Below are 24588 nucleotides of genomic sequence, written 5' to 3'. Positions count from 1 at the left end.
CAGCGGTTGGCCTAGCAGCCACACTAGCGCCGGGTCGATGACAAGAACAAGCAGCAGGAACGCGCCGGTCGCGAAAACGGCGCCGGCGATCGCGCTCGCGTCAGCGCGTATCCGGCTGGGTGTCCGGATCGGCGGCCTGAAAAGCGGCGAGGGTCATGCAGGCGCGATAGACCCGACGGATGGTCGGATAAGCGCTCAGATCGACGTCGTAGCGCGCCGCCATCGACACCTGCGGTACCAGACACACGTCCGCCAGACTCGGCTTTTGGGTGAAGCAGTAGCTGTAGTCGTCGTGCTCGCGCGCATGCTCGGCCAGAATCGATTCCATCGGCCCGAAAGCCTTGCGGATCCAGTGCTCGAACCATTCCCGGCGCTGCTCATAGGCGACGTTCATGCTGTCGCGCAGATAGCGCAGCACGCGCAGGTTGTTCAATGGGTGGGTGTCCGCAATCGCGATCTGCGCGAACGAACGGATACGCGCGCGTTCGGCGATATCGCCGTGCAGCAGCGGCCGTTCAGGATAGCGTTCTTCCAGATATTCTAGAATGGCGGACGATTGCGAAATGACCAGATCGTCTTCTGCCCACAGGGCGGGAATCAGCCCCTGCGGGTTGACGTTGAGATAGCTCAGCCGATCACCCCGGGCGTGATCCATGTCGGTGAAGATCGACTTGTAGGAGACGCCCTTGTAGTTGAGGGCGATCCGCACGCGATGCGCGGAAACGCTGCGATGGTGGGTGAAAAGCTGAAGCATGAATTCCTGGCCGGTTGAACAACCCGATAGCTGGCGAGTCTAGCAAACCACGGCCCCTGTTCCCGGCCCACCATTCCCTTGCGACGCGATACAGCCATGGCATACGAACCCGACCACACGCCCGTGACCCGAGACGAAGTCGAGCGCAACGTGCTGCTCGTGACCTACGTGCTCTACGGGCTTGGATTCTTCACCGCGATCACGGCGGTCGCCGGGGTGATCATCAACCACGTCAAACTGCGCGACTGCCGCGACGGCGTGGCGTTCACCCACCATCGCTGGCTCATGCGTACGTTCTGGTTCGGCCTGCTGTGGTCGCTGGTCTGCACCGTGCTGGCCACGGTCGTCATCGGTCTGATCGGTTTTGCCGTGCTCTGGATATGGTGTCTCTACCGCGTGATCCGCGGCGCGCTCGCCTACGCGGAGCGCCGCCCCATGCCCGGGCCGACCTCTTGAGTACAGTCGCCGCCCGTGTCGTTGCGCCCGGCATCACCGTCGGCTATCTGGTGGCGGGCGCCACCGCCGCCGCGCTCTGGATCGGCGTGGGTGTGCTGCTGATGCCCCTGATGCTGGTGTTCGCGCTGCTGCACTGGTTCGCCGCGGGCGGCCACAACCCGATCGCACACTCGCATCACCGCTGGCTGGCCCGCCATCACGCGCTGTCGTGCGTGGTGCTTCTGCTCGTGCTGATCGCGCCCCTGTTGGTGTTGCCAACGCTCTACAACAGCGCGATGACCGTACTCAACACGCTGGCCTATGCGCCCCATCCGGCGGAGACGCTGGCCGCCGCCTGGCCGCAGCTGGGTATCGGCCAGCTGATGTTCGCGGTATTCGTCACCAGCGCCGGCTGGCTGCTGGCCACGCTGTGGATCAGCGTCCGCGTGATCCGCCGCTGGCTGCGCTGGACCGACCGCCGGCCGGCCTGAGCGGCACGCGACCGGGCTAACCGGCGATCGCCTGCAGGGCGATATTCGCAGCCGCCGCGCGTGTCTCCACGCCCAGCTTGGGAAAGATATGCTCGAGATGCTTGTTGACCGTGCGCGGGCTCATGTCGAGAATTTCGGCGATATCGCGGTTGGTCTTGCCACGCGAGACCCAGAGCAGCACCTCGGCCTGGCGCGGCGTAAGCCCGAAGCGCTCGACGAAATCGTGCAGCGAAGCATCGTCGTCGACTTCGGCCAACGTCAGTATCCAGCCGTCCGCGCCGGCCGGCCCGGCGATGCGCACCGACAGCCGCGCCTGGCCGTCGGTGCACTCGTAGGGGCGCGACGGCGAATCGCACTGCCCCAGCCAGCGCCTGAGCGGCACGGGCAGCAGGCCGGCGGCATCGGTATCCAGATAGCGCTGCAGATAATAGCCGGCGCGTGAACTGTGCCAGCGCACCCGGCCGTCGGTACCGGCGATCAGCGCTGCGCGCCCGCCGGCGTTGACCACCATGTCGGCCTGACGCTGGGCACGGGCGCGTTTGAGATGCGCCTGAACGCGCACCCGTACTTCGTCCGGCTTGACCGGCTTGGTGACGTAGTCGGAACCGCCGACGCGAAAGCCGTGCACGATATGCTCGCTTTCGGTGAGACCGGTCATGAAGATCACCGGAATATCCGCCAGGGCGCGGTCGGCGCTCATGCGCAGACAGACCTCGAAGCCGTCCATCTCGGGCATGCGCGCGTCCAGCAGCACCAGATCCGGCGTGATCAGACGCGCCCGCTCGAGCGCGCTGGCACCGTCGAGGGCCGCGATCACGGTATAGCCGTCGTCGCCCAGCACCTCGCAGATATAGGCCAGCGCCTCGGGCTGGTCGTCGACCACCAGGATCACGCCACGAATCTCTTCGTCGTCGACGACCGGCGTCATCGGCGGCAGCCGAGCTCGACTGTCGCTGCTGTCGGCGGCCATCATTACGCTATTCATGTCTGTGTCCCCATGGTCGAATCCGTGCCCGCCGCGTCACCGAGCAGGCCCTGCAGTCGGTTCAACTCGTAGCGGCGCGCCGCCCGGCGTAGCACCTCCAGCTTCGACGCCAGTTGCGGATACGCCTGCTCCAGTTCGTCGATGACCACGATCACCCCCGCCATATGGCCCGTATCCACTGCCGCCACGAGGCGTGCGGTGACCGCGGCGGGAAGCGATCCAACGGCCGGCACCGACTCGCTGTGCCGCGTCGACGCCACAGCGGCCGGTCCCTGACCCGACGATGACGCCCGGCACCACTGCAGATGCAATAACGCTGCCAGCTTGTCGCGCAGACGGCTCATATCGACGGGCTTGGGCAGAAACGCATCGCAGCCGGCTTCGCGACTGCGGGCCACGTCGTCGGCATAGGCATTGGCCGAAATCACCATTATCGGCGCCAGGCTCAGGCCGCGGTCGCGGATCAGCCGTGCCGTCTCGAAGCCGTCCAGTCCCGGCATGGCGACATCCATGATGATCAGGTCGGTCGTCTGCGTGCCCAGCCAGTGCAGTGCCTGCACCCCGTCCGTGCATTCGTGGATCCCGAAACCCAGCGGTGCGAGTGTTTCGCGCAGAATACGGCGCTGATCGGGTAGATCGTCGACGATCAGGATCTGCCGGCGCGCGCCCTCGTAGCCCACGATCGGTTCCCGGTCGGTAGCCAGAGTCGCGGCCTGCTTGCGCTGGGCCAGGAACAACCGCAGCGTGAAATGCGAGCCCGCCGGTTTATTGGGCACCACCGACAGTTCGCCACCCATCAGCTGGGTCAGCAGCTGGCAGATCGTCAGCCCCAGCCCCGTTCCCGGGTTGGCGCCGTCGGCGCGGGTATCGAAGCGCTCGAAAGGCAGCCAGATCTGTTCGACCTGATCGGCCCCGATGCCGGGGCCGGTGTCGAGTATCTCGAAGGTCGCGATTTCCCAGGCATAGCTCAGGCGCAGACGCACCGTTCCGGTGCGCGTGAAGCGAATGGCATTGCCCAGCAGGTTGATGAGGATCTGTCGTACCCGTTGGGCGTCGGCCTTGACCGCCGCGGGAATACGACCGATGCGCTCGATCTGGAAATCCAGACCCTTGGCATGGGCTTGCGGCGCGAACATGGCGTCGAGCTGATCGAGCATCGCGTCGACGTCGATATCGCTATAGTTGAGGCTGAGCTTGCCGGCCTCGATGCGGGCGATATCGAGCAGGCCGTCGACCAGCGCCAGCAGATGCTCGCCGCTGCGCTGGATGGTGGCCAGCTTGTCGCGCTGTTCCGGCAGGGTGGCCGGGTTACCCAGCAGTAGCTGGGTGTAGCCGAGCACATTGTTGAGCGGCGTGCGCAGTTCGTGGCTGAGCCCGGAGATATACCGGCTCTTGGCCCGATTGGCGGCTTCGGCCTCGGTGGTCGCGCGCTGGAGTTTGGCATCGGTCTGCTTGTGCGCGGATATCTCGCGCATCAGCAACTGGGTCTGGCGCGAGGTTTCCTGCTCCGCGACCTGCCGCGATTCACGGGTGAGCACCAGCCACCAGGCGAGCACCCCCGCCAGCGCCAGCATGAGCAGGAAGGTGCGCAGGAAAGTATCCAGCAGCAACCGCGTGTCGGCGGCGGCGACCATCGGTGCTACCTGTGCGTAGACGGCGACCAGGGCGCCGGCCAGCACCAGCACGAGAATGCCCAGCACCACCGTATAGCGCGCCAGGCGCGTATACAGATGCGGCAACAGCGACGGCGGTAGGACCCGACGGATCACCGCACTGGCCTGCACCGTCACGCGACCCTGGGGCCGGCACAGATCCCCGCAGCGCATGTCGAGACTGCAGCACAGCGAGCAGATCGTGCCGGCATAGGCCGGACACATCGCCATGTCTTCCGGCTCGAACCGATTGTTGCAGAGCACACAGCGGGCCACCTTGGCCCCGCCCGGTGCAATGTCGGCACGGCTGGCCGGCGTGCGGGCCAGATAGAAACGCCCGCCGGTCAGCCAGGCGATCGTCGGCGCGGCCGCGAACGCGCCGAACAGGGCGATGGGCGCGGATGCGGCGCGCACGCCTTCGCCGAAGATACCGCAATAGGCCAGCATCGACCCGGTGCCGGCCAGCAGCAACGAGCCGATACCGACCGGATTGATATCGTAGAGGTGGGCGCGCTTGAACTCGATGCCCTTGGGCGACAGCCCCAGCGGCTTGTTGATCAGCAGATCGCCGGCCAGCGCGCCAATCCACGCGGCGGCCACGTTGGCGTACAGGCCGAGCACGCTGTCGATGGCCGAAAACACCCCCACTTCCAGCAGAATCAGCGCAATCAGCACGTTGAATACCAGCCAGACCACCCGCCCCGGATGGCTGCGTGTGACCCGCGCAAAGAAGTTCGACCAGGCCAGTGAACCGGCATAGGCGTTGGTGACGTTGATCTTGACCTGCGAGACGACCACGAACAGCACCGTGATCGCGAGCGCCAGACCGGGCGAAGCGAACACATAGCCGAACGCCACCTGGTACATATGAGTAGGCTCGGTCGCGCGCGCATAGGGCAGCTGATGCTGTAACGCCAGGAAAGCCAGCAGCGTGCCCCCGAACATCTTCAACGCCCCGAGAAACACCCAGCCCGGCCCGGCCGCGATCAGGGCGACCCACCAGCGCAGGCGGTTCTCACGCGTCTTCTCGGGCAGGAAACGCAGATAGTCCACCTGCTCCCCGATCTGCCCGACCAGCGCCAGCACCACACCACAGGCCGCGCCAAAAGAAATCCAGTTGAACGCCCCGTCTCCGTGCAGGCCCACGAAGGTGGTGAAATCACGATAGGTCTCGGGTCGCTGCCACCACACACAGAGGTAGGGCAGCACCAGCAGGCCCAGCCAGAGCGGCTGGGTCAGCCACTGCAACCGGTTGATGGCGGTGATGCCGAAGGTCACCAGCGGAATGATCGCCAGCGCGCTCACCAGATAGGCCACCGGCAGCGCCACCCCGAAATACATCGAGATCGCCTGGCCCATGATCGCCGCTTCCAGGGCAAAGAACAGGAACGTGAAGCTGGCATAGATCAGTGACGTGATCGTCGAGCCCAGATAGCCGAAACCGGCCCCGCGCGTGAGCAGATCGATATCCACGCCGTAGCGCGCCGCCGTGTAGCTGATCGGCAGACCGACGGCGAAGATCGCACTGAATACCGCAACGATTGCCCAGGCCGCGTTGGTGAATCCGTAATTGACCATCAGCACCGCGCCGATCGCCTCCAGCGCCAGAAACGAGATCCCGCCGAGGGCGGTATTGGCGATGCGCAGCTCCGACCATTTGCGAAAAGAACGCGCGGTGAAGCGCAGCGCGTAGTCCTCGAGCGTTTCATCGCCCACCCAGCGGTTGTAGGCACGACGGATCTTGATGATGCGTTGGGGCGACGAGCTCATGGCTGCCTTGGACTGGAGCAATGGACAGGGCGTGGTGCCCTCCGATGGTAAGGGCAGTCCCTTGCAGGAACCGGGCCAGGGCATACGTCGAATGACGTAGGCAGGTGCGTTGATCGGCGTATATGACCGCTCCCGAGCCTGCGCCAGTCTAGATCGCAAGGGGACGCCGGCAGCCGAGCCGATCCTTGCCATGCCGAAAGCGCAGGCGTTTGAAGCTGCTTTCGAGCACCACGTAATCAAGGGAGACCATCGATGAAATCGCGTATTCCGGGCCGACGCCCGCTCACCCGCCAGCTGTTGCACAGCCTGGTCGCCGCCACCCTCGGGGCCGGTGTCCTGATGTCACAGGCCCAGGCCGCCGCGCCGCCCACCGACGAAGTCATGACCACCGGCCTGTCGGTGACCGACGACACCGTCAATGTCGGCATCCTGCATTCGCTGACCGGCACCATGGCGATCAGCGAAACCGGCTCGATCCAGGCCGAGAAGCTGGCGATCAAGCAGATCAACGCACAGGGCGGCGTGCTCGGACGCCAGATCAAGTACACGGTCGAGGACGGCGCCAGCGACTGGCCGACCTTTGCCGAAAAAGCCCGCAAGCTACTGGAATCGGACAAGGTCGCGACCGTATTCGGCTGCTGGACCTCGGCCTCGCGCAAGGCCGTGCTGCCGGTGTTCGAACAGGCCAATGGCCTGCTCTACTACCCGACCTTCTATGAAGGCCTGGAGCAATCGCACAACGTCTTCTACACCGGCCAGGAAGCCACCCAGCAGATTCTGGCAGCACTCGACTGGGCCAGCGAGACCCTGGGCGCCAAGAGCTTCTACCTGGTGGGGTCGGACTACATCTGGCCGCGCACCTCGATGAAGATCGCGCGCAAGCACATCGAGCAGCATCTGCACGGCAAGGTCGTGGGCGAAGACTACTACCCACTGGGCAACACCCAGTTCGGCTCGCTGATCAACAAGATCAAGCTCAAGCGTCCGGACCTGGTGTTCGCGGCGGTGGTCGGCGGTTCAAACGTGGCCTGGTTCAAGCAGCTCAAGGCGGCGGGCATGAGCGCCAAGCGTCAGCCCATGCTCACGATCTCGGTCACCGAGGACGAAGTGCTGGGCATCGGCAAGCAGAACGTGGCCGGTTTCTACTCCTCCATGAAGTATTTCCAGAGTCTGGATCTGCCGGGTAACGCCGCCTTCGTGAAGGCGTTCAAGGCCGAATACGGAGACGACGCGGTGATCGGCGACGTGACCGAATCCGCCTATCTGGGCCCGTGGCTGTGGAAGCGCGCGGTCGAGAAGGCCGGCAGCTTCGATGTCGACAAGGTCGTGGCCGCCTCTCCGGAAATGGAATGGAAGGATTCGCCGCACGGCTATCTGAAGATCGACCCCAACCACCATCTGTGGATGCGTACCCGCATTGGCCAGTGGCAGAACGACGGTCAGGCCAAGGTGGTCTTCGAGTCCGACGTGATCAAGCCGAACCCGTTTCCCAAGGGCTACAACTAGACGCCCCTCGGGCCTCGCGTTCACGCCTTTTCATCTGATGATTGCCGGGGAGCACGTGCTCTCCGGCAATCCTAGCCGGAGCACATCATGGGCGACTTCACCGGGCAGGAACTGACCGCCATCTTCGTGATGCAGGGCTTTTCCGGCCTCAGCCTGTTCTGCGTATTTCTTCTCATGGCCCTGGGTCTGGCGATCATTTTCGGCCAGATGGGCGTCATCAACATGGCCCACGGCGAGTTTCTCACCCTGGGCGCCTACATCACCTATCTCGTATCGGCCCAGGCGGCCGACTGGGGCGAATTCGCGCTGACCTGGTATTTCCCGGTCGCGATCGTCTGCGCCTTCGCGGGCACTTTCGCACTCGGCTATCTGGTCGAACGCTTCATGATCCGCTATCTCTACAAGCGACCTCTGGACACGCTGCTGGCGACCTGGGGTCTGGGACTGATTCTGCAACAGGTCTATCGCTCCACCTTCGGGCCACGCGAAAAGACCGTGACCATGCCGGACTGGCTGCTGGGTTCCTACCGCGCCACCGACATGATCGATATTCCGCTCAACGGGCTGTTCCTGGTCGCCATCACCGTGGTGATGACCATCGGCCTGTTCGCCCTGCTGTATCGCTCGCGCTGGGGCATCAAGGTCCGCGCCACCACCCAGAACCGAATGATGGCCAACGCCGCCGGCATCAACACCGACCGCGTCGACCGGCTCACCTTCGCGCTGGGCTGCGGCATCGCCGGGGTGGCGGGTGCAGCCTTCACCACCATCGCATCGACCGGGCCGACCACCGGCTCGCTGTATATCGTCGACGCCTTCCTGGTAGTCGTGTTCGGCGGCGCGGCCAGCCTGCTCGGCACGGTGGTGTCGGCCTTCGGCATCGCCCAATCGCAGTCGATTCTGTCGTTTTTCTGGTCCGGCTCGATGGCCAAGGTCTACACGCTTCTGTTCGTGGTCATCGTGCTGATGCTGCGTCCGCAGGGCCTGTTCGCCAGCAAGGTGCGCCGCTAGGCGCCTACAGGGAGACTCAATCGTGCAACGTTTTCTCAAGGCATTCGGCGGGCCGACCCGCCTGATCCAGATCACGGTCATCGCCGTGCTGCTGATCATCGTGCTGCCGCTGGCCACCGACATCTTCCGGCTCAGCCTGTTCGGCAAGTATCTGACCTATGCCTTCGTCGCGGTCGGCCTGGTGCTGTGCTGGGGCTATGGCGGCATTCTCAGTCTCGGCCAGGGCGTGTTCTTCGGCCTGGGCGGCTACTGCATGGCCATGTTCCTCAAGCTCGAGGCCTCCACGCCGGAGGCCACCAAGATCCAGAGCACGCCCGGCATTCCGGATTTCATGGACTGGAACCAGATCACCGCCCTGCCCTGGTTCTGGCAACCCTTCCACAGCTTCGCCTTCACCGTGTTCGCCATCATCGCGGTGCCGGCGTTCTTTGCGTGGCTGATCGGCTACGCCATGTTCAAGCGCCGGGTGGGCGGGGTCTATTTCGCCATCATCACCCAGGCCGTGGCCACCATTCTGACCATTCTGATCATCGGCCAGCAGGGTTATACCGGCGGCATCAACGGCATCACCGATCTGCGCACCATGCTGGGCTGGGATATCCGTACCGACAGCGCCCATTACATCCTCTACTTCGCCTGCTGTGTCGCGCTGATCCTGTGTCTGCTGATCGGCGAATTCGTGATCAACAGCCGCTTCGGGCGCCTGCTCATCGCCATGCGCGATCAGGAGGACCGGGTGCGCTTCTCCGGCTACGACGTCGCCAACATGAAGGTGTTCGTGTTCGTGCTGGCCTCGGTATTCGCGGCCATCGGCGGCGCCTTCTTCACCCTGCAGGTGGGCTTCATGTCGCCGACCTTCGTCGGTGCGGTCGCCTCGATCGAGATGGTGGTGTTCTGCGCGGTCGGCGGGCGCCTGTCGATCGCGGGTGCGGCCTGCGGGGCCTTCGTGGTGAGCTGGGCCAAGACGTCGCTGTCGGACAGCTTTCCGCAGGTCTGGCCGGTGGTCATGGGCGCGCTGTTCATCGGCGTGGTCATGTTCTTCCCGCGCGGCATGGCCGGGCTGGTGGCCGACTATGCGCCGCGCCTGATTCCACGCCGCGTCAACCGCAAGAAAACCGGCACCCGCCGCGGCGCCCCCCACGCAGTGTCCACGACCGCGACCACCACGCCCCAGGAGCAACACTCATGAGCGACCAGATGCTGCTCGAGGTCGAGGACCTGACCGTGTCCTTCGACGGCTTCAAGGCCATCGACGACCTCAACTTCTATGTCGAACGCAACGAACTGCGCGTGGTCATCGGCCCCAACGGCGCCGGCAAGACTACCCTGCTCGACCTGATCTGCGGCAAAACCCGTGCCTCGGGCGGCAAGATCAAGTTCCGCGACAAGGACCTGACCAAGCTCTCCGAGCATCAGATCGTGCATGCGGGCGTGGGCCGCAAGTTCCAGACCCCGTCGATCTACGAAAACCTGACCGTGCGCCAGAACCTGGAGCTGTCCTCGCCCGGCGGGCGCACGGTGCTGTCGAGCCTGTTCTTCCGGCGCACGCCGACGTTGACCGCACGTATCGACGAAATCGCCGAGACCATCTATCTGGTCGCCGAACTGGACATGAGCGCCGGCCTGCTCAGCCACGGGCAGAAACAGTGGCTGGAGATCGGGATGCTGCTGATCCAGGACCCGGAGCTGCTGATGCTCGACGAACCGGTCGCCGGCATGAGCGTGCCCGAACGCGAGGCCACGGCGGCACTGCTCAACCGGATCAAGGAAAACCGCGCGGTGATCGTCATCGAGCACGACATGGATTTCGTCAAGGACATCGGCCGCAAGGTCACGGTGCTCCACCAGGGCAGGATCCTGGCCGAAGGGCCCATGGAAACCGTGCAGAACGACGAACGTGTGATCGAAGTCTATCTCGGACATTAAGGAACCCAACATGCTCAGTACCAAAGACCTGCGCGTGAGTTACGGCATGAGCGAAGTCATCCACGGCATCTCGTTCGAAGTCGGCGACACCGAAACCGTGGCCATCATGGGCCGCAACGGCATGGGCAAGACCACGCTGTTCAAATCCCTGATCGGCATTCTCGAGTGCAAGGGCGAGATCATGCTCAGGGGTGAATCGGTGGGCTCGCGCCAGGCCTACGAGCGGGTCGCCCGCGGCCTGGCCTATGTGCCCCAGGGCCGGCTCGTGTTCGCCACCCTCACGGTCGAGGAGAACATCGCCGCCGGCCTGGAAGCCACCGGCCGGCGCAAGATCCCGGAGGACATCTACGACCTGTTCCCGGTGCTGCGCGACATGCGTCGGCGCAAGGCCGGCAACCTCTCCGGCGGCCAACAGCAGCAGCTGGCGATCGCCCGTGCACTCGCCGCCGACCCGAAAGTGCTGCTGCTCGACGAGCCCACCGAAGGCATCCAGCCGTCGATCATCAAACAGCTCGCCACGACCCTCAACGAGATCAAGCAGCTGCGCAAGATCAGCATCGTGGTCTCGGAACAGGTGCTCAGCTTCGCCACCGCGATAGCCGATCGGATGCTCGTCATCGACAAGGGCCAGATCGTGCATGAAGCCGCGGGCGCCGATATCGACGCCCAACAGATCAGCCGCTACCTCACGGTCTAGAACCACGGCTAGGGAAAATCCCAGGCGTTACGTCGTCCGACGTATTGCCGGTCCCGCGGCGCCATTCAAGACTGGAATCCGCCGCTATGCAAACCGGGGTCGAACGGCCCTGCCGACATCGTTGTACGGAGAAAAACGACATGACCGACACTCTCATCAAAGTCGACCTCGACACCCACGCCTCGAACAATCCGCAGACCCACAACCGCTGGCACCCGGATATCCCGATGGCCTGCTGGGTCAAGCCCGGCGATGAATTCATCCTCGAAACCTACGACTGGACCTCGGGCGCAATCGCCAACAACGATGATGCCTCCGACGTGCGCGATGTCGATCTGTCGACGGTGCATTACCTGTCCGGCCCAGTGGGCGTGAAAGGCGCCGAAACGGGCGATCTGCTGGTCGTGGACCTGCTCGACATCGGCTCGCTCAAGGGCGCCGAATGGGGCTTCAACGGCTTTTTCTCCAAGCAGAACGGTGGCGGCTTCCTGACCGAGCATTTCCCGCACGCACAGAAATCGATCTGGGATTTCCACGGCCTGTTCACCGATTCGCGCCACGTGCCGGGCGTGAGCTTCGCCGGCCTGATCCATCCGGGCCTGATCGGCTGCCTGCCGAGCCAGGATCTGCTGGATACCTGGAACAAGCGCGAAGCCGACCTGATCGCCACCAATCCCGAGCGCGTGCCGCCGCTGGCCAACCCGCCGGCTCCGCATACCGCGCACATGGGCGCCCTCAAGGGCGAGGCACGCGACAAGGCCGCCAACGAAGGCGCGCGGACCGTGCCGCCGCGCGAGCACGGCGGCAACGTCGATATCAAGGATCTGTCGCGCGGCTCCAAGATCTATTTCCCGGTCTACGTGGACGGCGCCGGCCTGTCGGTGGGCGATCTGCACTTCAGCCAGGGCGACGGTGAGATCACCTTCTGCGGCGCCATCGAAATGGCCGGTGGCTGGGTCCACATGAAAGTGGACCTGATCAAGGACGGCATGTCGAAGTACGGCATCAAGTCGCCGATCTTCAAGCCCAGCCCGATCACGCCCAACTACAAGGACTACCTCATCTTCGAAGGCATCTCGGTGGACGAGTCCGGCGAGCAGCATTATCTGGACGTCAACGTCGCCTATCGTCAGGCCTGCCTGAACGCGATCAACTACATGACCAAGTTCGGCTATTCGCCGGCCCAGGCACATTCGATTCTGGGCGTGGCGCCGGTACAGGGTCACATCAGCGGCGTGGTCGATATCCCCAACTCCTGCGCCACGCTGTGGCTGCCGCAGGAAATCTTCGATTTCGATATCAGCCCCGGCGCCGACGGCCCGGTCAAACATATCCAGGGCGCGGTCGACATGCCGATCGCCTACGACAAGTAGGAGCAGACCATGCCCATCTACGAATTCGTCTGCCGCGACTGCGGCACGTTCAGCGCCATGCGCCGCATGGCCGACTCGCGCGCGCCCAGCGACTGCCCGCAATGCGGGGCCACCTCGCGGCGCGTGATCGCCTCCGCCCCGCGCCTGTCGCGGGTATCCAGGTCGACCCGCGTCGCCCACGAGACCAACGAACGCAGTTCGCATGCACCGCATACGACCCAGACCTACGGCGGCGGCCATCCGGCCGGCTGCGGCTGCGCCAGTCACGGCAAGAGCCGACAAAGCGGTCCGCCGCCCGCGGTACAGACCCAGACTGGCCCGCGCCCCTGGATGATCAGTCACTAGCTGATCCCTGCTAGTTGCTCCCGGCGTCGTCGACCGCGCGAACGGCGACGGCGCCCCTTCTACCTACAGGGCGCCCGTAGCGGCGCCGAAACCCGGAGATAGCATGCGACACGGAGATATTTCCAGCAGCCCCGACACCGTCGGCGTAGCCGTGGTCAACTACAAGATGCCGCGCCTGCATACGCGCGAGGACGTCCTCGACAACGCCCGCAACATCGGCGAGATGCTCAAGGGCATGAAGACCGGCCTGCCCGGCATGGACCTGGTCATCTTCCCCGAATATTCGACCATGGGCATCATGTACGACGGCGACGAGATGATGGCCACCGCGGCCACCATCCCCGGCGACGAGACCGATATCTTCTCGGCCGCCTGCCGCGAGGCCGATACCTGGGGCGTGTTCTCGATCACCGGCGAACGGCATGAATCGCACCCGGACAAGGCGCCCTACAACACGCTCATCCTGATCGATAACAAAGGCGAGATCGTTCAGAAATACCGCAAGTGCATTCCCTGGTGCCCGATCGAGGGCTGGTATCCGGGCGAGGACACCTATGTCTGCGACGGCCCCAAAGGCCTCAAGATCAGCCTGATCATCTGCGACGACGGCAACTATCCCGAGATCTGGCGCGACTGCGCAATGAAGGGCGCCGAGTTGATCATCCGCTGCCAGGGTTATATGTACCCGGCCAAGGAACAGCAGGTGATGATGTCCAAGTGCATGGCCTGGGCGAATAATTCGTACGTAGCCGTGGCCAACGCCGCCGGCTTCGACGGCGTCTACTCCTACTTCGGCCATTCCGCGATCATCGGCTTCGACGGCCGTACGCTCGGCGAATGCGGCACCGAAGAGAACGGCATCCAGTACGCCCAGCTGTCGGTCTCGGCGATACGCGATGCTCGCGCCAACGACCAGTCCCAGAATCATCTCTACAAGCTGCTGCATCGCGGCTATACGGGCACCCACGATTCGGGCGACGGTTCGGAGGGCCGCGCCGATTGCCCGTTCAGCTTCTATCGCGACTGGATCAACGATCCGCAGGGCACACGCGAGCACGTCGAAGCGCTGACCCGCAATACCTCCGGCGTGGCAGATTGCCCGGTCAAGGATCTGCCCACCGAAAGGAAGACCGGCACCGACGGCTGAGCCCGCCGCTTGCTGGAAAAAGCCCGCGGACGATGCGTCTCGCGGGCTTTTTATTACTGTCGACGACGATTGTCATTGATTTTTGGCCGAACGGCTCTCCTGCAAGACATTTCCAGATGCACGCGTCGCACTTGCAGACCGGATTTTAATCATTGATCTACAATGATTTATTCGCCCGAATAAATACGTCTTTCGACGCATCCGAAACACGACCAATTCGACGATAAAGGCGTGCTAATTGCCTCTTTAAACTTGGGAAACTTATCGATCCAAGAAAGTTTCCCATTTTTATACTCAATAACCTTTTAGGGGCAAAAAAGATGATCAAATACAGGACCGCGGGGCGGGCACTGGTATCCGGCGCGCTGATCTGGGGCACCAGCAGTCTGGCGCTGGCGCAGATGACCGATCCATCGATCGACGCCGCACCCAACAGCGATTCACCGGCCAATCTGCAGACATCGGCGCCTGCGGCCACGCCGGGCGACAAGCTGTTCGGCTCCTTCGGTATCGACTATGCCTCTCATTTCGTGTCCTACGGTGGTGATGTCTGGGGCGGCGGCAACGACTTCTATGGCACCCAGGCGACGAATTTCGCGCATGTCGACCTGGGCGCCGAGTTGCCCAGCGGTTTTGCCGTCACCTTTGGTGTATGGAGCGATATCAACAACAACGCCGACGACACGCTGGGCGGCAATATCCAGGAAATCGATATCTACGGTGGCCTTTCCTACACCATAAACGCGCTGACCCTGGGGGTGACTTATCAGCAGTGGTATTACGGCGGTGAAGTCGAGCGCATTGTCGATCTGAGCGCCGGCTACGACGACAGCGCCCTCTGGGGCGACAGCGGATTCGCACTCAACCCGGCCTTCGTTACCCATATCCGTGTCAAGGGCCAGCCGGGGCAGGACGAGGGGGCGGTCTTCGTCGGCTCGGTCGAACCAGCCTTCCCCCTGGTGGATAGCCCCACCTGGCCCATCACCCTGTCGATCCCGACCAGCGTCGGTTTCATGACCGATGATTTCCAGGGCGGCGACGGCGGCTTCGGCTATGCCTCGCTCGGCGCGACCGCCACCATCGGCCTGAGTGCCATTCCGGTGAGCTACGGCGAGTGGAGCCTGGCGTTCAACACCACCTATTACCACACCGACGAGGACGTGATCCCCGGCAACCCGGAAGACGACTTCCTCACCGGCATGGTCAGCCTGGCGATGGCGTTCTAGCGTCACCGCCGTACCAGAGCGGCCGGCTGCAACGGCCGGCCGCTTCCGTGTTGACGTGTCCGGCGTCGACCGATAGACCCTCTCGATCCTTCGCGTACCAGTTCATCGGCTCAAGTTTTGCGGTCAACGGCCGGCATAGTAGTGAACCAACCCGAGCACGGATACGCCCAGTGCACTCGAACGGTGCTTCGGCCGAGCCTGTGTTAACGTCCATTGCTGATAAATCAGGAATTCGGGCGTTTTCTTCGCCGCGGCGTCTTTCAGGAGTCGCCTGTCTGGCCCTCGCGCACCGAATCGATATATGCCTATGAAGACACGCTCAGCACCGTTGCCAGCTCCCCGCGTCCGCATCGCCGGTGGTCGACATGGCAGCCGTTGATCCGGGCACATTGAATGACCCCGCGCGTCTGGCCGAGGATTTCGAGACCGTTCTCGAACGCCTTGAAGCCGCGCGATCATTCGGCAAGGCGATGCAGCAACAGCATCTGTTCGCCCGCGCCAAGAAACTGCTACGCAGCGCCGAGGGCATCCGCCAGCTGTATCGCTTCGCACCACGCTTCGACGCCGGCGGGGTGTTCTCCGGCGGCGACTGGGCCGAGCCGGCGCAGCTGCAGACCGCGCTGGTCAGTGGCACGCTGCGTGGCGGCGGCCCCAATGCCATCCTCGAATGCCTGAGCGAACTGCGCATGCTCGCCATCGCCGAGGGCGAAAGCACCTACGCGGGCATGGACCCGGCCACCGCGCGAACTTTCCTCGAGCAGGTGCTGGCCAACAACCTCGACCTGCTCTTCCCCGTGGTTACGGAGGAAACCCGCGAAGGCGACGCCGAAGCCGCGGAACGAGTCGAGAATCTGTTCCATTTCATTCTCGAACGCCTGGGCGCGAGCGCCATCCTGGAATCGCTGATTTCCGAGGTCGAACGTGTGCTTCTGCAGCGGCCGATCATGGTGCAGCGGGTGGAGTCACTGCTGCGTTCCGCACGCCAGGCGCTGGGCCAGTTCAAAGACGATGACCGCTCCGTGGATTATGCGCGTGACTGGCTCAGCGCGCTGGACGGCCCGACACAGCTGGCGCGCAGCGTCGATCGCGATGAGTACGCGGCCGCCCTGACCGGCCTCACCCACGAGCAGCTCAGCCTGGAAGCCGAGACCTTTGGCTGGTCGATGTCACAGACCGGTCTGGTGGCTGCTCAGCACGCCGACCTGCTGCGCCACCTCGTCGACCATGCGCCCGATCTGCTGGCCTCGTCGCTCGCGCTCAATTCGGTGGGCGCGGTCAGTCTTTCCACTCACCAGAACGTAATCACCGACATCATCCGCTTCGCGATCTGGCGGGAGACCGCACGCTCGATATACGGCTTGTCGAAGATGCTCGATCAGGGCAGCGTGTTCATCCGCCCGGTTCTGCCCGGCCTGCGGCGACTGATGATGCTGACGATCCACCCCGAAGTCGCCGAGACATTGCGCGAGGCCAGCGAGTGGCAGGATCCGCCGGACGCCAACGTGCTGCTGCTGGCAGGCACGGTCTCGGTGCTGGGACAGCCGCGCGGCGTCGATCAAGGACATAACCCGACCTGCCAGGCCGCCCGGGCCATCAGCCTGTGGGCACAGAACGACGTCGGCTATCTGCTTGAATTGATCGCCTTTGCCGCCCGCGAGAACGAGATCATCAGTCATTTCGAAGGCACCACGATCCGCTCCAGCGAATTGTCCTTCGGCCTGGCCAAGACGCTGCATACCGAGCTGGACCCGGTATCGCTGCTGCTGACGCCCCATCTGGATCGCATCTACATGGAGATGAGCCGGCACACGATCGGCCGCGAGGGCGACGGTCATCGCTGGGTCAATCCGGAACTGCACGGCTGGTGGGTGCATCGCGGCTTCGCCGAACTGATCGATACCGGCACCGGCGCGGTCACGCACTGCGACGATTTCATCCGCACCTTCTATTCGGCCTACCATCCCCTGTACAACGGCGGTCGCGATCTGGTCTATGCCCAGCCCTGCGGCATCGCCACCACCAACCACAGCGCCGAACTGGTGGGCTGGCACGCGGTCTCCATCCAGCGGGTCGGTTGTGATCCGCACGGTCAGTGGCGGGTGTATTTCTTCAATCCGAACCGGGACAAGGGTCAGAACTGGGGACAGGGCATGTTCACCTCGACCCACGACTGTGGCGAGTTGGAAGGCGAGTCGTCACTACCGTTCGAGCAGTTCCTTGCCCGTGTCTACGTCTTTCATTACAAGAAACGCGAAACCGGCGATTCGAGCACGGTGCCGGACGATGCGGTGGCGCGGGTGCGCCAGCTGATCGCCGAGAGCTGGGCCGCGGACAAACCATGGGACGACGGCTGACTCCCGCAGAGGCCGCGAAACGCCCATAAAAAACCCCGCGCCGGTAACGCCGACGCGGGGTTTTGTTTCTTCAGGTCAATGGTCTAGACGTAGAAGTCCAGATCTTCCTGATGCTTGAGCAGATCCCGCAGTTTGTGCGGACTGTCGCCGAAGAAGAACACCAGACCCCAGTGCGTGCCGAAGGCACTGCGCTTGGTCACGGTTTCCTGCAGCGGCGTACTCAGCTCATGGAAATCGAAGTACGGATGATCTTCCGTTTCCTTCGGAACCTCGAGCTTGCTGACCACGCGGCGACGCGGATAGACGCCGAAGCAGCCGGCATAGCCCTTGGCGCCGGTGACTTCTTCCGGGAAAAAGTTCTCGACCTCTTCCGCCGTCGTCTTCGGATCGAATACCAGGATATTGGCCTGATAGGCATTGAAGCCGTAGGCGCGCTCGATCAGCTCGAAGGCTTTGAAGCCCGGCGGGCGATAGGCAACCTCACCGAAATACATGGTGCCATCGCTGGTCACGAAGTACTCGGGATGGATCTGGCCGAACTTGATATCGAAGGTCTTGATCAGCTTTTCGATCTGCTCGGTGATCAGCGCACGCCAGCTTTCGAGCTCGGGCGTGGCCGGCACGAAGACCGAGTAGCCCAGCGTGACGTACTCCGAGATATTCAGGAACTGGATCTTGCCGTCCCATACCCAGGCTTCGACCGCGAACTCCCAGCCGTCGAGATGGCTTTCCATCAGCAACGGAAATTCGGTATCCGGAATCGCATCGACTTCTTCCGGCGTACGGATCATGCGATGACCCAGGCAGCCGGCCTTGTCGAAAGCCTTCAGATGGATGGGATCGTCCGGATCGCCGTCGAGCTTGAGCAGCGTCTGGTTGACGCGCTTGAGAAAGCGTACGACGTCGTCCTTCTCGTGAGCTTCTTCGAAAATGCCCACGCGGATGCCACCCAGCTGCGCACGGCGTTTCATCAACGCCTTGTCGCGGAACAACACGGCCTGACCATGCAGACGCGGATTGTCCATGAGCACGGCGTTGATCGCGCCAGCCCACTCCACTGTTTCCTCGAACAGCGGAATCGCGACGTCCACGCCCTCTTCCTTGAGCCTCTCTGCAATCTCCATGGAGCGGTCGTTAAGACGCTCGAAGTTCCATGGGATGTAGGGAATGTCGTGCTCTGTGCAGTAGGTCTCTGCCCAATCAGGGGCGACCACCACATAGCGCCGGTCGAAACGATCGGCTGCCTCGATAGCGCCGAGCGACCAGCCCAGCAGCGCGACGTAACCCTTTTCGGGATTTTTTTCTGTCATAAATGCCTCTAACTTTGATTCCCTTTGACCGTAGCACAACGAGGAATTCGTTGAGGGGAGCGGGGTTCGCGGTTCCCACGAGTGTGGCCGCGAACCGCGCCGTGCCCGTCATGCCAATCGGCCGGGAGAAGCGTGTCTACCGGCGCATCACGCCGGAATAGAGTCAGCATACGCCTGCGGCGCAAGATCGCACGGCCCTGCCGGAAATATTTCCTGAAAACAGGAAAAGCTGCGCCGGACCAGAGAAGCGGCCCGGAACGCCTAGACGACGGTCAACGGGTGTCGATTTCGGGCGCCGAGATCGGCCACAGCCGGGCGGCGCCGCGCACACCGGACGCATCGCCGTGAAGGGCCGCCCGCAGCGGTGTGTCGATCGCGCTGGCGAACACATGCTCGGCCCATATCTTGGGCACCTCGCTATAGAGCCAGCGAATCTGCGACAGCCCGCCGCCGACCACGATCGCGTCGGGATCCAGCAGGTTGACGACCATGGCGAGCGCGCGGGCAACGCGTTGCAGCCAGGCCCGCAGCGTAGCTCCGGCCAGCCGCTCGCCGTCCTCCGCCCGTGCGACGATGTCGTGGGCGGCCAGCTCGTGGCCGCCGCGCCGGACGTGATCGGCGCTCATGGCCGGGCCCGACAGCCAGGCCTCCAGACAACTGGCGAGCCCGCACCAGCAGCGCGGTGGCTGACGGAACTCCGCCGACGTCGGCCAGGGCAGACTGATATGGCCCCATTCGCCGGCCAACCGGTTGCGCCCGGTCAGCACCTGCCCGTCGACGACCACGCCGCCGCCCACGCCGGTGCCGAGAATGATGCCGAACACACAGCCGGCATCGGCGGCCGCGCCATCATGCGCCTCGGACAGGGCCAGACAATTGGCATCGTTGGCGATGCGCACCTCGCGCCCCAGCGCCGTCTTCAGATCGGCCGGCAACGGCTGCCCGTTCAGACACTGAGAGTTGGCGTTGCGGATACGACCGGTATCGGCAACGACGCTGCCGGGCGAGCCGAGACCCAATGGCAGTCCACGCACACCGGCCTCCTGCTCCAGTGCATCCACCAGTGCCGCGATTGCGGCCACGGTGGCCCGATAATCGCCGCGTGGCGTATCCACCCGGCGCTCCACGCGCACCGCGTCCTCGCCGTCGAGGATAATGCCCGCGATCTTGGTGCCGCCCAGATCGATACCCAGACGCAATGCGCCCTGCGATGTGCTCATGTCATCCACGCGTCACGAAGCACGCGCAGACTCACGCTGTACACAGATGAAGATGCGCGGAACGTACCCGACTTAGAGGTGCTAGACATGATTAGAAGAAAGCTCCATTTCCTGACCTATGTTATCGCGGCTCGCCTGGTTGTGGGCGCCGTACCGTTCGGCGAAATCGACGGTACGACAGAATAAGCCGGACCGCGCGGGGTGCAGCACGATCGGCTCCGACGGGGTCGCGCAGCGGCGTGGCAGCTTTCGGAACCCGCGCCCGCGCGATCGGTATCAGGCGATCGCGGCGGACAGCAGCGCGCCGCAGTCGTCATCGAGCTTGTGGGTGATCAGATCGTCGGCGCGTGTGCGGCCGCGGTTGATCGCCATGATCGGCAACCCGCGCCGCGCCGCCTCGCGCACAAAACGAAAGCCCGACCACACCATCAGCGATGACCCGGCCACCAGCACCGCATCCGCCGCCTCGAGGCCAGACCAAGCGCGCGCAACCGTGGGCTTGGGCACCGCGCCGCCGAAAAACACCACGTCCGGTTTCAATATCCCGCCGCAGACCGGACAATCGGGCACGTTGAACACCTCGTAGTCGACATCGCCCAGCTCGATATCACCATCCGGCCGAATGGCGGCGGCATCGTGCAGCCAGCCGCTGTTGTGCTCGATCAGCAGGTCCTGTACCGCACGCCGCGCCAGGCGCGTGTCGCATTGCAGACAGATCACGCGGTCAAGACGTCCGTGCAAGTCGACAACCGCGCGCTGGCCGGCGGCCTGATGCAGACCATCCACGTTCTGGGTCACGAGCAATTCGGTACGCCCGCCCTTTGCCAGGCGGGCCAGTGCCTGATGGCCCGCGTTCGGCCGGGCGCGAGCGACCGCCGGCCAGCCCGCCAGGCTGCGCGCCCAGTAGCGTTTGCGCTTGGACAGCTGGCGCACGAATTCCTGATGCTGAATGGGCGTGGCCCCCTTCCAGCCGCCATCGCGATCGCGATAGTCCGGAATACCGGAGGCAGTGCTGATGCCAGCACCGGTGAGCACGAACAGACGATCATGCGCGGCCAGAAAATCGTTCAACACGTGTAGATGATCCGCGGGCGCCACGGCGCCCATGTCTAGCCTATTCACGGCGCCACCGGCACCGCGACGCCAAGGCGGGTCAGATCCCGCTCCAGCGTGGCCGCATCGGTGAACAGCAGCGCCTGCCAGCCCGCGGCCCGCGCGCCGTCAATATTGACGGCCCGATCGTCGATCAGCAGACAGCGTGCCGGTGCCGATGCCAGCCGCGCTACGACCGCGTCGAAGCCGCGCCGATCGGGTTTGGCATAGCCCAGCTCCTGCGATGCAAACGCCCGTTCGATATGGGCAAAGAACGAAAAATGTGCCTGCAGATGACGCCAGTGGGTGGCGTTGGTATTGCTGTAACAAGCGATCCGATGCACCGATGCGAGTCGTGACAGCAATGCCACGGTGTCCGGCTGGTCGCCTTCCAGCATGGTCTCGAGCGCGCCCTTCAGCGCGTCGAACGACATGGGTCGTTCGAGTTCGTTGTTCAGCGCCGCATGGAACGCATGTTCGTCGAGCAGGCCGGTCTGGAACTGCTCGGCCAGCGAGAACGGCTGCTCGGTGAAGCGCTCGCGCAATACCTCGTCAAGACGGTCACGGGGCGTTCCGGTACGGCTCGCTAGATCCGAAAGCGTCACTTCGGCACAAGCGACATCCACCAGTACGCCGCCGAGATCGAAAACCAGCCAGTCGATAGCGCCGCTCATGGAATAGTCCTTACGAAGCCAGCCGTCGTGGCGATGCAGCACATCCCCGCCAAGCGCAGACACGCCATGCGCTCCCGGTTACGGACGCGCCGTACGCGCTCCGTATGCGCACTGCCGCGATCCGTGGAACTCAGCTGTCGGCATCGATCAGCGAATCGACCTTGCCGATATAGCCCCGCATCGCGGTGTCCGTATCCATGCCGTCGAGCTTTGCCCAGGCGTCGTATTTGGCCCGCCCCTTGAAATCGGTGAATCCGGGGCGCTTGCCCTTCACGTCGCCCGAGGTGGCCTGCTTGTAGTGTGCGTACAGGGCGAGTAGATCTTCGTTTTCCGGACGCGAAGACAGTTTGGTGACTTCTTCCTGCGCTTTCTCGAAATCGGCTTTCAGATCGTCTGCCATGAAAATCTCCTGATGGTGTTGCGTTATCTTGTAGATGGGCCGAGACGATGGCCGTCCGGCGGGCATCCGACCAGTCTAAGCGCCGCGGCGATGCAATGTCATGAAACAATGCGCCGGCGTGTCGTTGGCGGCCGGTATGCTCTGTTCGTCCACTGTTTCCCATTCGTCCCAGTCCACATCGGGAAACCAGGTGTCGCCGGCATAACAGGCCTCGATCCGGGTGATCTTCAGGCAGGTCGCCCGCGGCAGGGCGAGTGCATACACCTGGGCCCCGCCAATCACCACGAGTTCGTCGCCATCGTCTTCATCGAGCAGCGCCAGGGTGGCGTCGAGGCTGGCGACGCGCTCGACCCGTGGGCCAGCAAAGTCCGGATCACGCGTGAGCACGAGGTTGCGGCGCCGAGGCAGCGCGCGGCCGATCGACTCGAAGGTACGTCGACCCATGAGGATCGGCCGGCCGATCGTCTGCGCCTTGAACCAGCGCAGATCACCCGGAATATGCCAGGGCATGCCGCCGTCGGCACCGATCACGCCGTGTCGGTCCATCGCCGCGATGAGCGTGATCCTGGGGGTTATCTTCGACATACAGGTCTTCGTTGCCAATCGAGCGGCGATCGGTGTTCATGTTCCCGACGCAGCCCGGCCGCGCCTCGCGCTGTGCCGACGCAAGCGCGCAAGCTCAGGCCGTGCTGCCGTCGTCGAGGTCGTTCAACGTGATCCGGAACCGCGTACCTTCATCACCGGTCTCCAGCACCCGCAGATCGCCGCCGTGGCGGCGACAGACGCGCTGGCACAGCGGCAGCCCGATACCGGTACTGTGGCCGCCGGCATCCTTGCTGTGGAACGGTGAAAACGCGACGTCCGGGGCGCTGATACCGCGCGCATTGTCGACGTAGTCGAGTTGCACGCGGTCCAGCTCGTCGGCGTCCTCGGGTATCGCGATGCGGATATGCGGAGGCACGCCGTCGCGCCGATAACGGATGCTGTTGTCGATGAGATTCTGAAACAGGGCCCGCAGCTGATCGGCGTCGCCGACCACGGTGCCCAGGGCACCCACGTCGAACTGGGCACCATGCTCTTCGATGAGCACCGCCAGATCGGCGCGTGCCTCGTCCACGACCGCCTTCACATCCAGACTCTGCCCGGCGGTCGTCGCGGTTTCGATTCGGGCCAACCGCAGCATGCCGCCGACCATCGACTGCATGCGCTCGGCCGCAGACTGCATACTCTCGAGCTGCCGGCGGCCATCGTCACTCAGGCGCGGCGCTTCCTTGGTCTGTAGTTGCTGCGCGTAGTGCTGCATCTTGCGCAGAGGCTCACGCAGATCGTGCGCCGCGGCGAGCAGACCACCGTCGCCGATCGATGCATTCGGGGTGCGATCCGCTGCCCGCGTCGCCGCCGCGGCCGGGCCGTTGCCCGACAGAATCACCAGCGTGAATCCATCGAGCCGGCCATCGGTGGCACGCAGGGGCAACAGGCTGGCATTGCGCACATGGCCGCCGCGCTCTTCCATGCTCTTCACGCGCAGTGTGACCGTTCCCTGCGGACGCACGCAGCGATGCAGCGCAACCGACCAATCGACGCCGTTGACCGGCATGAGGCAATCGGACAACAGCCGCCCGGGCGGGTCTTCGACATCGCAGCCCAGCCAGTCGGCGGCACTTTCACTCACGCGGCTGACACGACCGCCCAGATCGACGCCGATCCAGGCCGGCTCGTCGTCGGCACGGGCGAGATTGGTACGATGCGCGGCCACCAGATTGTCGTTGGAATTGATCGCGTCGAGTGCCCGGCCGGGCGCGGTCGCGCGAATCAGCACGATGAAGCCCATCACATCGTCGTTGGCGTCCATGCGCGGCTGCAGGTCGAGCGTGCACACGCGGCGCTGGCCGCTGCGGGTCATGAGCCCGCCGTCGACCCGAGCGCGCCCCCTGGCGCTGGCTTCGAACAACGCCCGCGGCAACACTGCCTCGAAACGTCGCTCTTCCGGAAACAGGGTTTCCAGGCGCTGAGTCTCGACCTGGCTGGCGATATGGCCGAGCAGTTTCTCGGCGCTGGCATGCCATTCTTCGATCACGCCGGTGGCATCGAGCAGACACACCGCCGCCCCCGGCAGTTGCTCGAGCAAGAGGGCGAGCGCAGCCGTTCCCAGCGACTGCGCGCGCGCGTCCGTATCATCGCTGAACATCGTGTTCACGGCGCTCTTTGCTTCTCCCATAC

General features: G+C 64.0%; 22 protein-coding genes. 12 read left to right on the top strand and 10 right to left on the bottom strand.

Features of this window, described 5'->3' with window-relative positions; translation table 11 throughout:
* Positions 1-100: 100 nt before the first annotated feature.
* Complete coding sequence (maiA, locus tag ACFOSU_RS20515) at positions 101-754, bottom strand: maleylacetoacetate isomerase (RefSeq protein WP_380691891.1); 654 nt, start codon at positions 752-754, stop codon at positions 101-103.
* 96 nt (positions 755-850) lie between these two features.
* Between maiA and ACFOSU_RS20510 the strand changes: the two genes are divergently transcribed.
* Both ACFOSU_RS20510 and ACFOSU_RS20505 read left to right on the top strand, forming a co-directional pair.
* On the top strand, positions 851-1210 hold the full coding sequence (locus tag ACFOSU_RS20510) for a DUF4870 family protein (protein ID WP_380691889.1): 360 nt from the start codon (positions 851-853) through the stop codon (positions 1208-1210).
* Positions 1207-1680 carry a hypothetical protein gene (locus ACFOSU_RS20505; protein WP_380691888.1) on the top strand — a complete coding sequence of 158 codons (474 nt, stop codon included), beginning with the start codon at positions 1207-1209 and terminating at the stop codon, positions 1678-1680. The genes ACFOSU_RS20510 and ACFOSU_RS20505 overlap by 4 nt, the downstream gene beginning before the upstream one ends.
* A gap of 16 nt (positions 1681-1696) precedes the next feature.
* On the opposite strand, the gene ACFOSU_RS20500 is transcribed toward ACFOSU_RS20505, so the two are convergent.
* Both ACFOSU_RS20500 and ACFOSU_RS20495 read right to left on the bottom strand, forming a co-directional pair.
* On the bottom strand, positions 1697-2608 hold the full coding sequence (locus ACFOSU_RS20500; protein WP_380691987.1) for a response regulator: 912 nt from the start codon (positions 2606-2608) through the stop codon (positions 1697-1699).
* A gap of 53 nt (positions 2609-2661) precedes the next feature.
* Entirely contained in the window at positions 2662-6087 is a 3426-nt protein-coding gene (locus tag ACFOSU_RS20495; protein ID WP_380691887.1) for a response regulator, read from the bottom strand.
* 252 nt (positions 6088-6339) lie between these two features.
* On the opposite strand from ACFOSU_RS20495, the gene urtA reads away from it, so the two are divergent.
* The 10 genes from urtA (at position 6340) to ACFOSU_RS20445 (ending at position 17672) form a co-directional block, all read left to right on the top strand.
* Complete coding sequence (urtA, locus tag ACFOSU_RS20490) at positions 6340-7593, top strand: urea ABC transporter substrate-binding protein (RefSeq protein ID WP_380691885.1); 1254 nt, start codon at positions 6340-6342, stop codon at positions 7591-7593.
* Between the two features lie 87 nt (positions 7594-7680).
* Positions 7681-8604 (top strand): urea ABC transporter permease subunit UrtB, encoded by a 924-nt coding sequence (urtB, locus tag ACFOSU_RS20485; RefSeq protein ID WP_380691884.1) that lies wholly within the window; start codon positions 7681-7683, stop codon positions 8602-8604.
* A gap of 22 nt (positions 8605-8626) precedes the next feature.
* A complete protein-coding gene (gene urtC / locus ACFOSU_RS20480; protein WP_380691882.1) occupies positions 8627-9793 on the top strand; it encodes an urea ABC transporter permease subunit UrtC in 1167 nt (388 codons plus the stop codon).
* Positions 9790-10530, top strand: coding sequence for an urea ABC transporter ATP-binding protein UrtD (gene urtD, locus ACFOSU_RS20475; protein ID WP_380691880.1), 741 nt, complete (start codon positions 9790-9792; stop codon positions 10528-10530). The genes urtC and urtD overlap by 4 nt, the downstream gene beginning before the upstream one ends.
* A gap of 10 nt (positions 10531-10540) precedes the next feature.
* Positions 10541-11227, top strand: a complete 687-nt coding sequence (gene urtE / locus ACFOSU_RS20470; RefSeq protein WP_380691879.1) for an urea ABC transporter ATP-binding subunit UrtE — start codon at positions 10541-10543, stop codon at positions 11225-11227.
* Positions 11228-11367: 140 nt separating this feature from the next.
* Complete coding sequence (fmdA, locus tag ACFOSU_RS20465) at positions 11368-12600, top strand: formamidase (RefSeq protein WP_380691878.1); 1233 nt, start codon at positions 11368-11370, stop codon at positions 12598-12600.
* Between the two features lie 9 nt (positions 12601-12609).
* Positions 12610-12945, top strand: a complete 336-nt coding sequence (locus ACFOSU_RS20460) for an FmdB family zinc ribbon protein (protein ID WP_380691876.1) — start codon at positions 12610-12612, stop codon at positions 12943-12945.
* Between the two features lie 103 nt (positions 12946-13048).
* Positions 13049-14092, top strand: a complete 1044-nt coding sequence (locus ACFOSU_RS20455) for an aliphatic amidase (protein WP_380691874.1) — start codon at positions 13049-13051, stop codon at positions 14090-14092.
* 320 nt (positions 14093-14412) lie between these two features.
* The gene (locus tag ACFOSU_RS20450; RefSeq protein ID WP_380691872.1) at positions 14413-15318 is read left to right on the top strand and encodes a hypothetical protein; all 906 of its coding nucleotides are present in this window, start codon (positions 14413-14415) and stop codon (positions 15316-15318) included.
* A gap of 365 nt (positions 15319-15683) precedes the next feature.
* The gene (locus tag ACFOSU_RS20445) at positions 15684-17672 is read left to right on the top strand and encodes a hypothetical protein (RefSeq protein ID WP_380691870.1); all 1989 of its coding nucleotides are present in this window, start codon (positions 15684-15686) and stop codon (positions 17670-17672) included.
* Between the two features lie 83 nt (positions 17673-17755).
* On the opposite strand, the gene ACFOSU_RS20440 is transcribed toward ACFOSU_RS20445, so the two are convergent.
* From ACFOSU_RS20440 to ACFOSU_RS20410, 7 genes are all read right to left on the bottom strand, one after another.
* A complete protein-coding gene (locus tag ACFOSU_RS20440; RefSeq protein ID WP_380691869.1) occupies positions 17756-18982 on the bottom strand; it encodes an ATP-grasp domain-containing protein in 1227 nt (408 codons plus the stop codon).
* 272 nt (positions 18983-19254) lie between these two features.
* On the bottom strand, positions 19255-20202 hold the full coding sequence (locus tag ACFOSU_RS20435) for an ROK family protein (protein ID WP_380691867.1): 948 nt from the start codon (positions 20200-20202) through the stop codon (positions 19255-19257).
* A gap of 276 nt (positions 20203-20478) precedes the next feature.
* Positions 20479-21309, bottom strand: a complete 831-nt coding sequence (locus ACFOSU_RS20430; RefSeq protein ID WP_380691986.1) for an NAD-dependent protein deacetylase — start codon at positions 21307-21309, stop codon at positions 20479-20481.
* Positions 21310-21320: 11 nt separating this feature from the next.
* Entirely contained in the window at positions 21321-21968 is a 648-nt protein-coding gene (locus ACFOSU_RS20425; protein ID WP_380691866.1) for an HAD-IA family hydrolase, read from the bottom strand.
* A 130-nt stretch (positions 21969-22098) separates the two neighbouring features.
* Positions 22099-22368: an acyl-CoA-binding protein gene (locus ACFOSU_RS20420; protein WP_380691865.1), complete on the bottom strand. Its 270-nt coding sequence runs from the start codon at positions 22366-22368 to the stop codon at positions 22099-22101.
* Positions 22369-22443: 75 nt separating this feature from the next.
* A complete protein-coding gene (locus ACFOSU_RS20415; protein ID WP_380691864.1) occupies positions 22444-22953 on the bottom strand; it encodes a dihydrofolate reductase in 510 nt (169 codons plus the stop codon).
* Positions 22954-23047: 94 nt separating this feature from the next.
* Positions 23048-24586 (bottom strand): ATP-binding protein, encoded by a 1539-nt coding sequence (locus ACFOSU_RS20410; protein ID WP_380691862.1) that lies wholly within the window; start codon positions 24584-24586, stop codon positions 23048-23050.
* Between the last annotated feature and the right edge of the window lie 2 nt (positions 24587-24588).

Source organism: Salinisphaera aquimarina, from assembly GCF_042643355.1.
Classification (GTDB): Bacteria; Pseudomonadota; Gammaproteobacteria; order Nevskiales; family Salinisphaeraceae; genus Salinisphaera; species Salinisphaera aquimarina.
Note: the sequence above shows the minus strand (reverse complement) of the source record. Positions and strands in the feature narration are given on the sequence as shown.

Excerpts from the sequence above, each read along its gene's own strand:
- maiA (WP_380691891.1), bottom strand. The coding sequence starts at position 754 with ATGCTTCAGCTTTTCACCCACCATCGCAGCGTTTCCGCGCATCGCGTG.
- ACFOSU_RS20510 (WP_380691889.1), top strand. The coding sequence starts at position 851 with ATGGCATACGAACCCGACCACACGCCCGTGACCCGAGACGAAGTCGAG.
- ACFOSU_RS20500 (WP_380691987.1), bottom strand. The coding sequence starts at position 2,608 with ATGACGCCGGTCGTCGACGACGAAGAGATTCGTGGCGTGATCCTGGTG.
- ACFOSU_RS20495 (WP_380691887.1), bottom strand. The coding sequence starts at position 6,087 with ATGAGCTCGTCGCCCCAACGCATCATCAAGATCCGTCGTGCCTACAAC.
- urtA (WP_380691885.1), top strand. The coding sequence starts at position 6,340 with ATGAAATCGCGTATTCCGGGCCGACGCCCGCTCACCCGCCAGCTGTTG.
- urtB (WP_380691884.1), top strand. The coding sequence starts at position 7,681 with ATGGGCGACTTCACCGGGCAGGAACTGACCGCCATCTTCGTGATGCAG.
- urtD (WP_380691880.1), top strand. The coding sequence starts at position 9,790 with ATGAGCGACCAGATGCTGCTCGAGGTCGAGGACCTGACCGTGTCCTTC.
- urtE (WP_380691879.1), top strand. The coding sequence starts at position 10,541 with ATGCTCAGTACCAAAGACCTGCGCGTGAGTTACGGCATGAGCGAAGTC.
- fmdA (WP_380691878.1), top strand. The coding sequence starts at position 11,368 with ATGACCGACACTCTCATCAAAGTCGACCTCGACACCCACGCCTCGAAC.
- ACFOSU_RS20460 (WP_380691876.1), top strand. The coding sequence starts at position 12,610 with ATGCCCATCTACGAATTCGTCTGCCGCGACTGCGGCACGTTCAGCGCC.
- ACFOSU_RS20455 (WP_380691874.1), top strand. The coding sequence starts at position 13,049 with ATGCGACACGGAGATATTTCCAGCAGCCCCGACACCGTCGGCGTAGCC.
- ACFOSU_RS20450 (WP_380691872.1), top strand. The coding sequence starts at position 14,413 with ATGATCAAATACAGGACCGCGGGGCGGGCACTGGTATCCGGCGCGCTG.
- ACFOSU_RS20445 (WP_380691870.1), top strand. The coding sequence starts at position 15,684 with ATGGCAGCCGTTGATCCGGGCACATTGAATGACCCCGCGCGTCTGGCC.
- ACFOSU_RS20440 (WP_380691869.1), bottom strand. The coding sequence starts at position 18,982 with ATGACAGAAAAAAATCCCGAAAAGGGTTACGTCGCGCTGCTGGGCTGG.
- ACFOSU_RS20435 (WP_380691867.1), bottom strand. The coding sequence starts at position 20,202 with ATGAGCACATCGCAGGGCGCATTGCGTCTGGGTATCGATCTGGGCGGC.
- ACFOSU_RS20430 (WP_380691986.1), bottom strand. The coding sequence starts at position 21,309 with ATGGGCGCCGTGGCGCCCGCGGATCATCTACACGTGTTGAACGATTTT.
- ACFOSU_RS20425 (WP_380691866.1), bottom strand. The coding sequence starts at position 21,968 with ATGAGCGGCGCTATCGACTGGCTGGTTTTCGATCTCGGCGGCGTACTG.
- ACFOSU_RS20420 (WP_380691865.1), bottom strand. The coding sequence starts at position 22,368 with ATGGCAGACGATCTGAAAGCCGATTTCGAGAAAGCGCAGGAAGAAGTC.
- ACFOSU_RS20415 (WP_380691864.1), bottom strand. The coding sequence starts at position 22,953 with ATGTCGAAGATAACCCCCAGGATCACGCTCATCGCGGCGATGGACCGA.
- ACFOSU_RS20410 (WP_380691862.1), bottom strand. The coding sequence starts at position 24,586 with ATGGGAGAAGCAAAGAGCGCCGTGAACACGATGTTCAGCGATGATACG.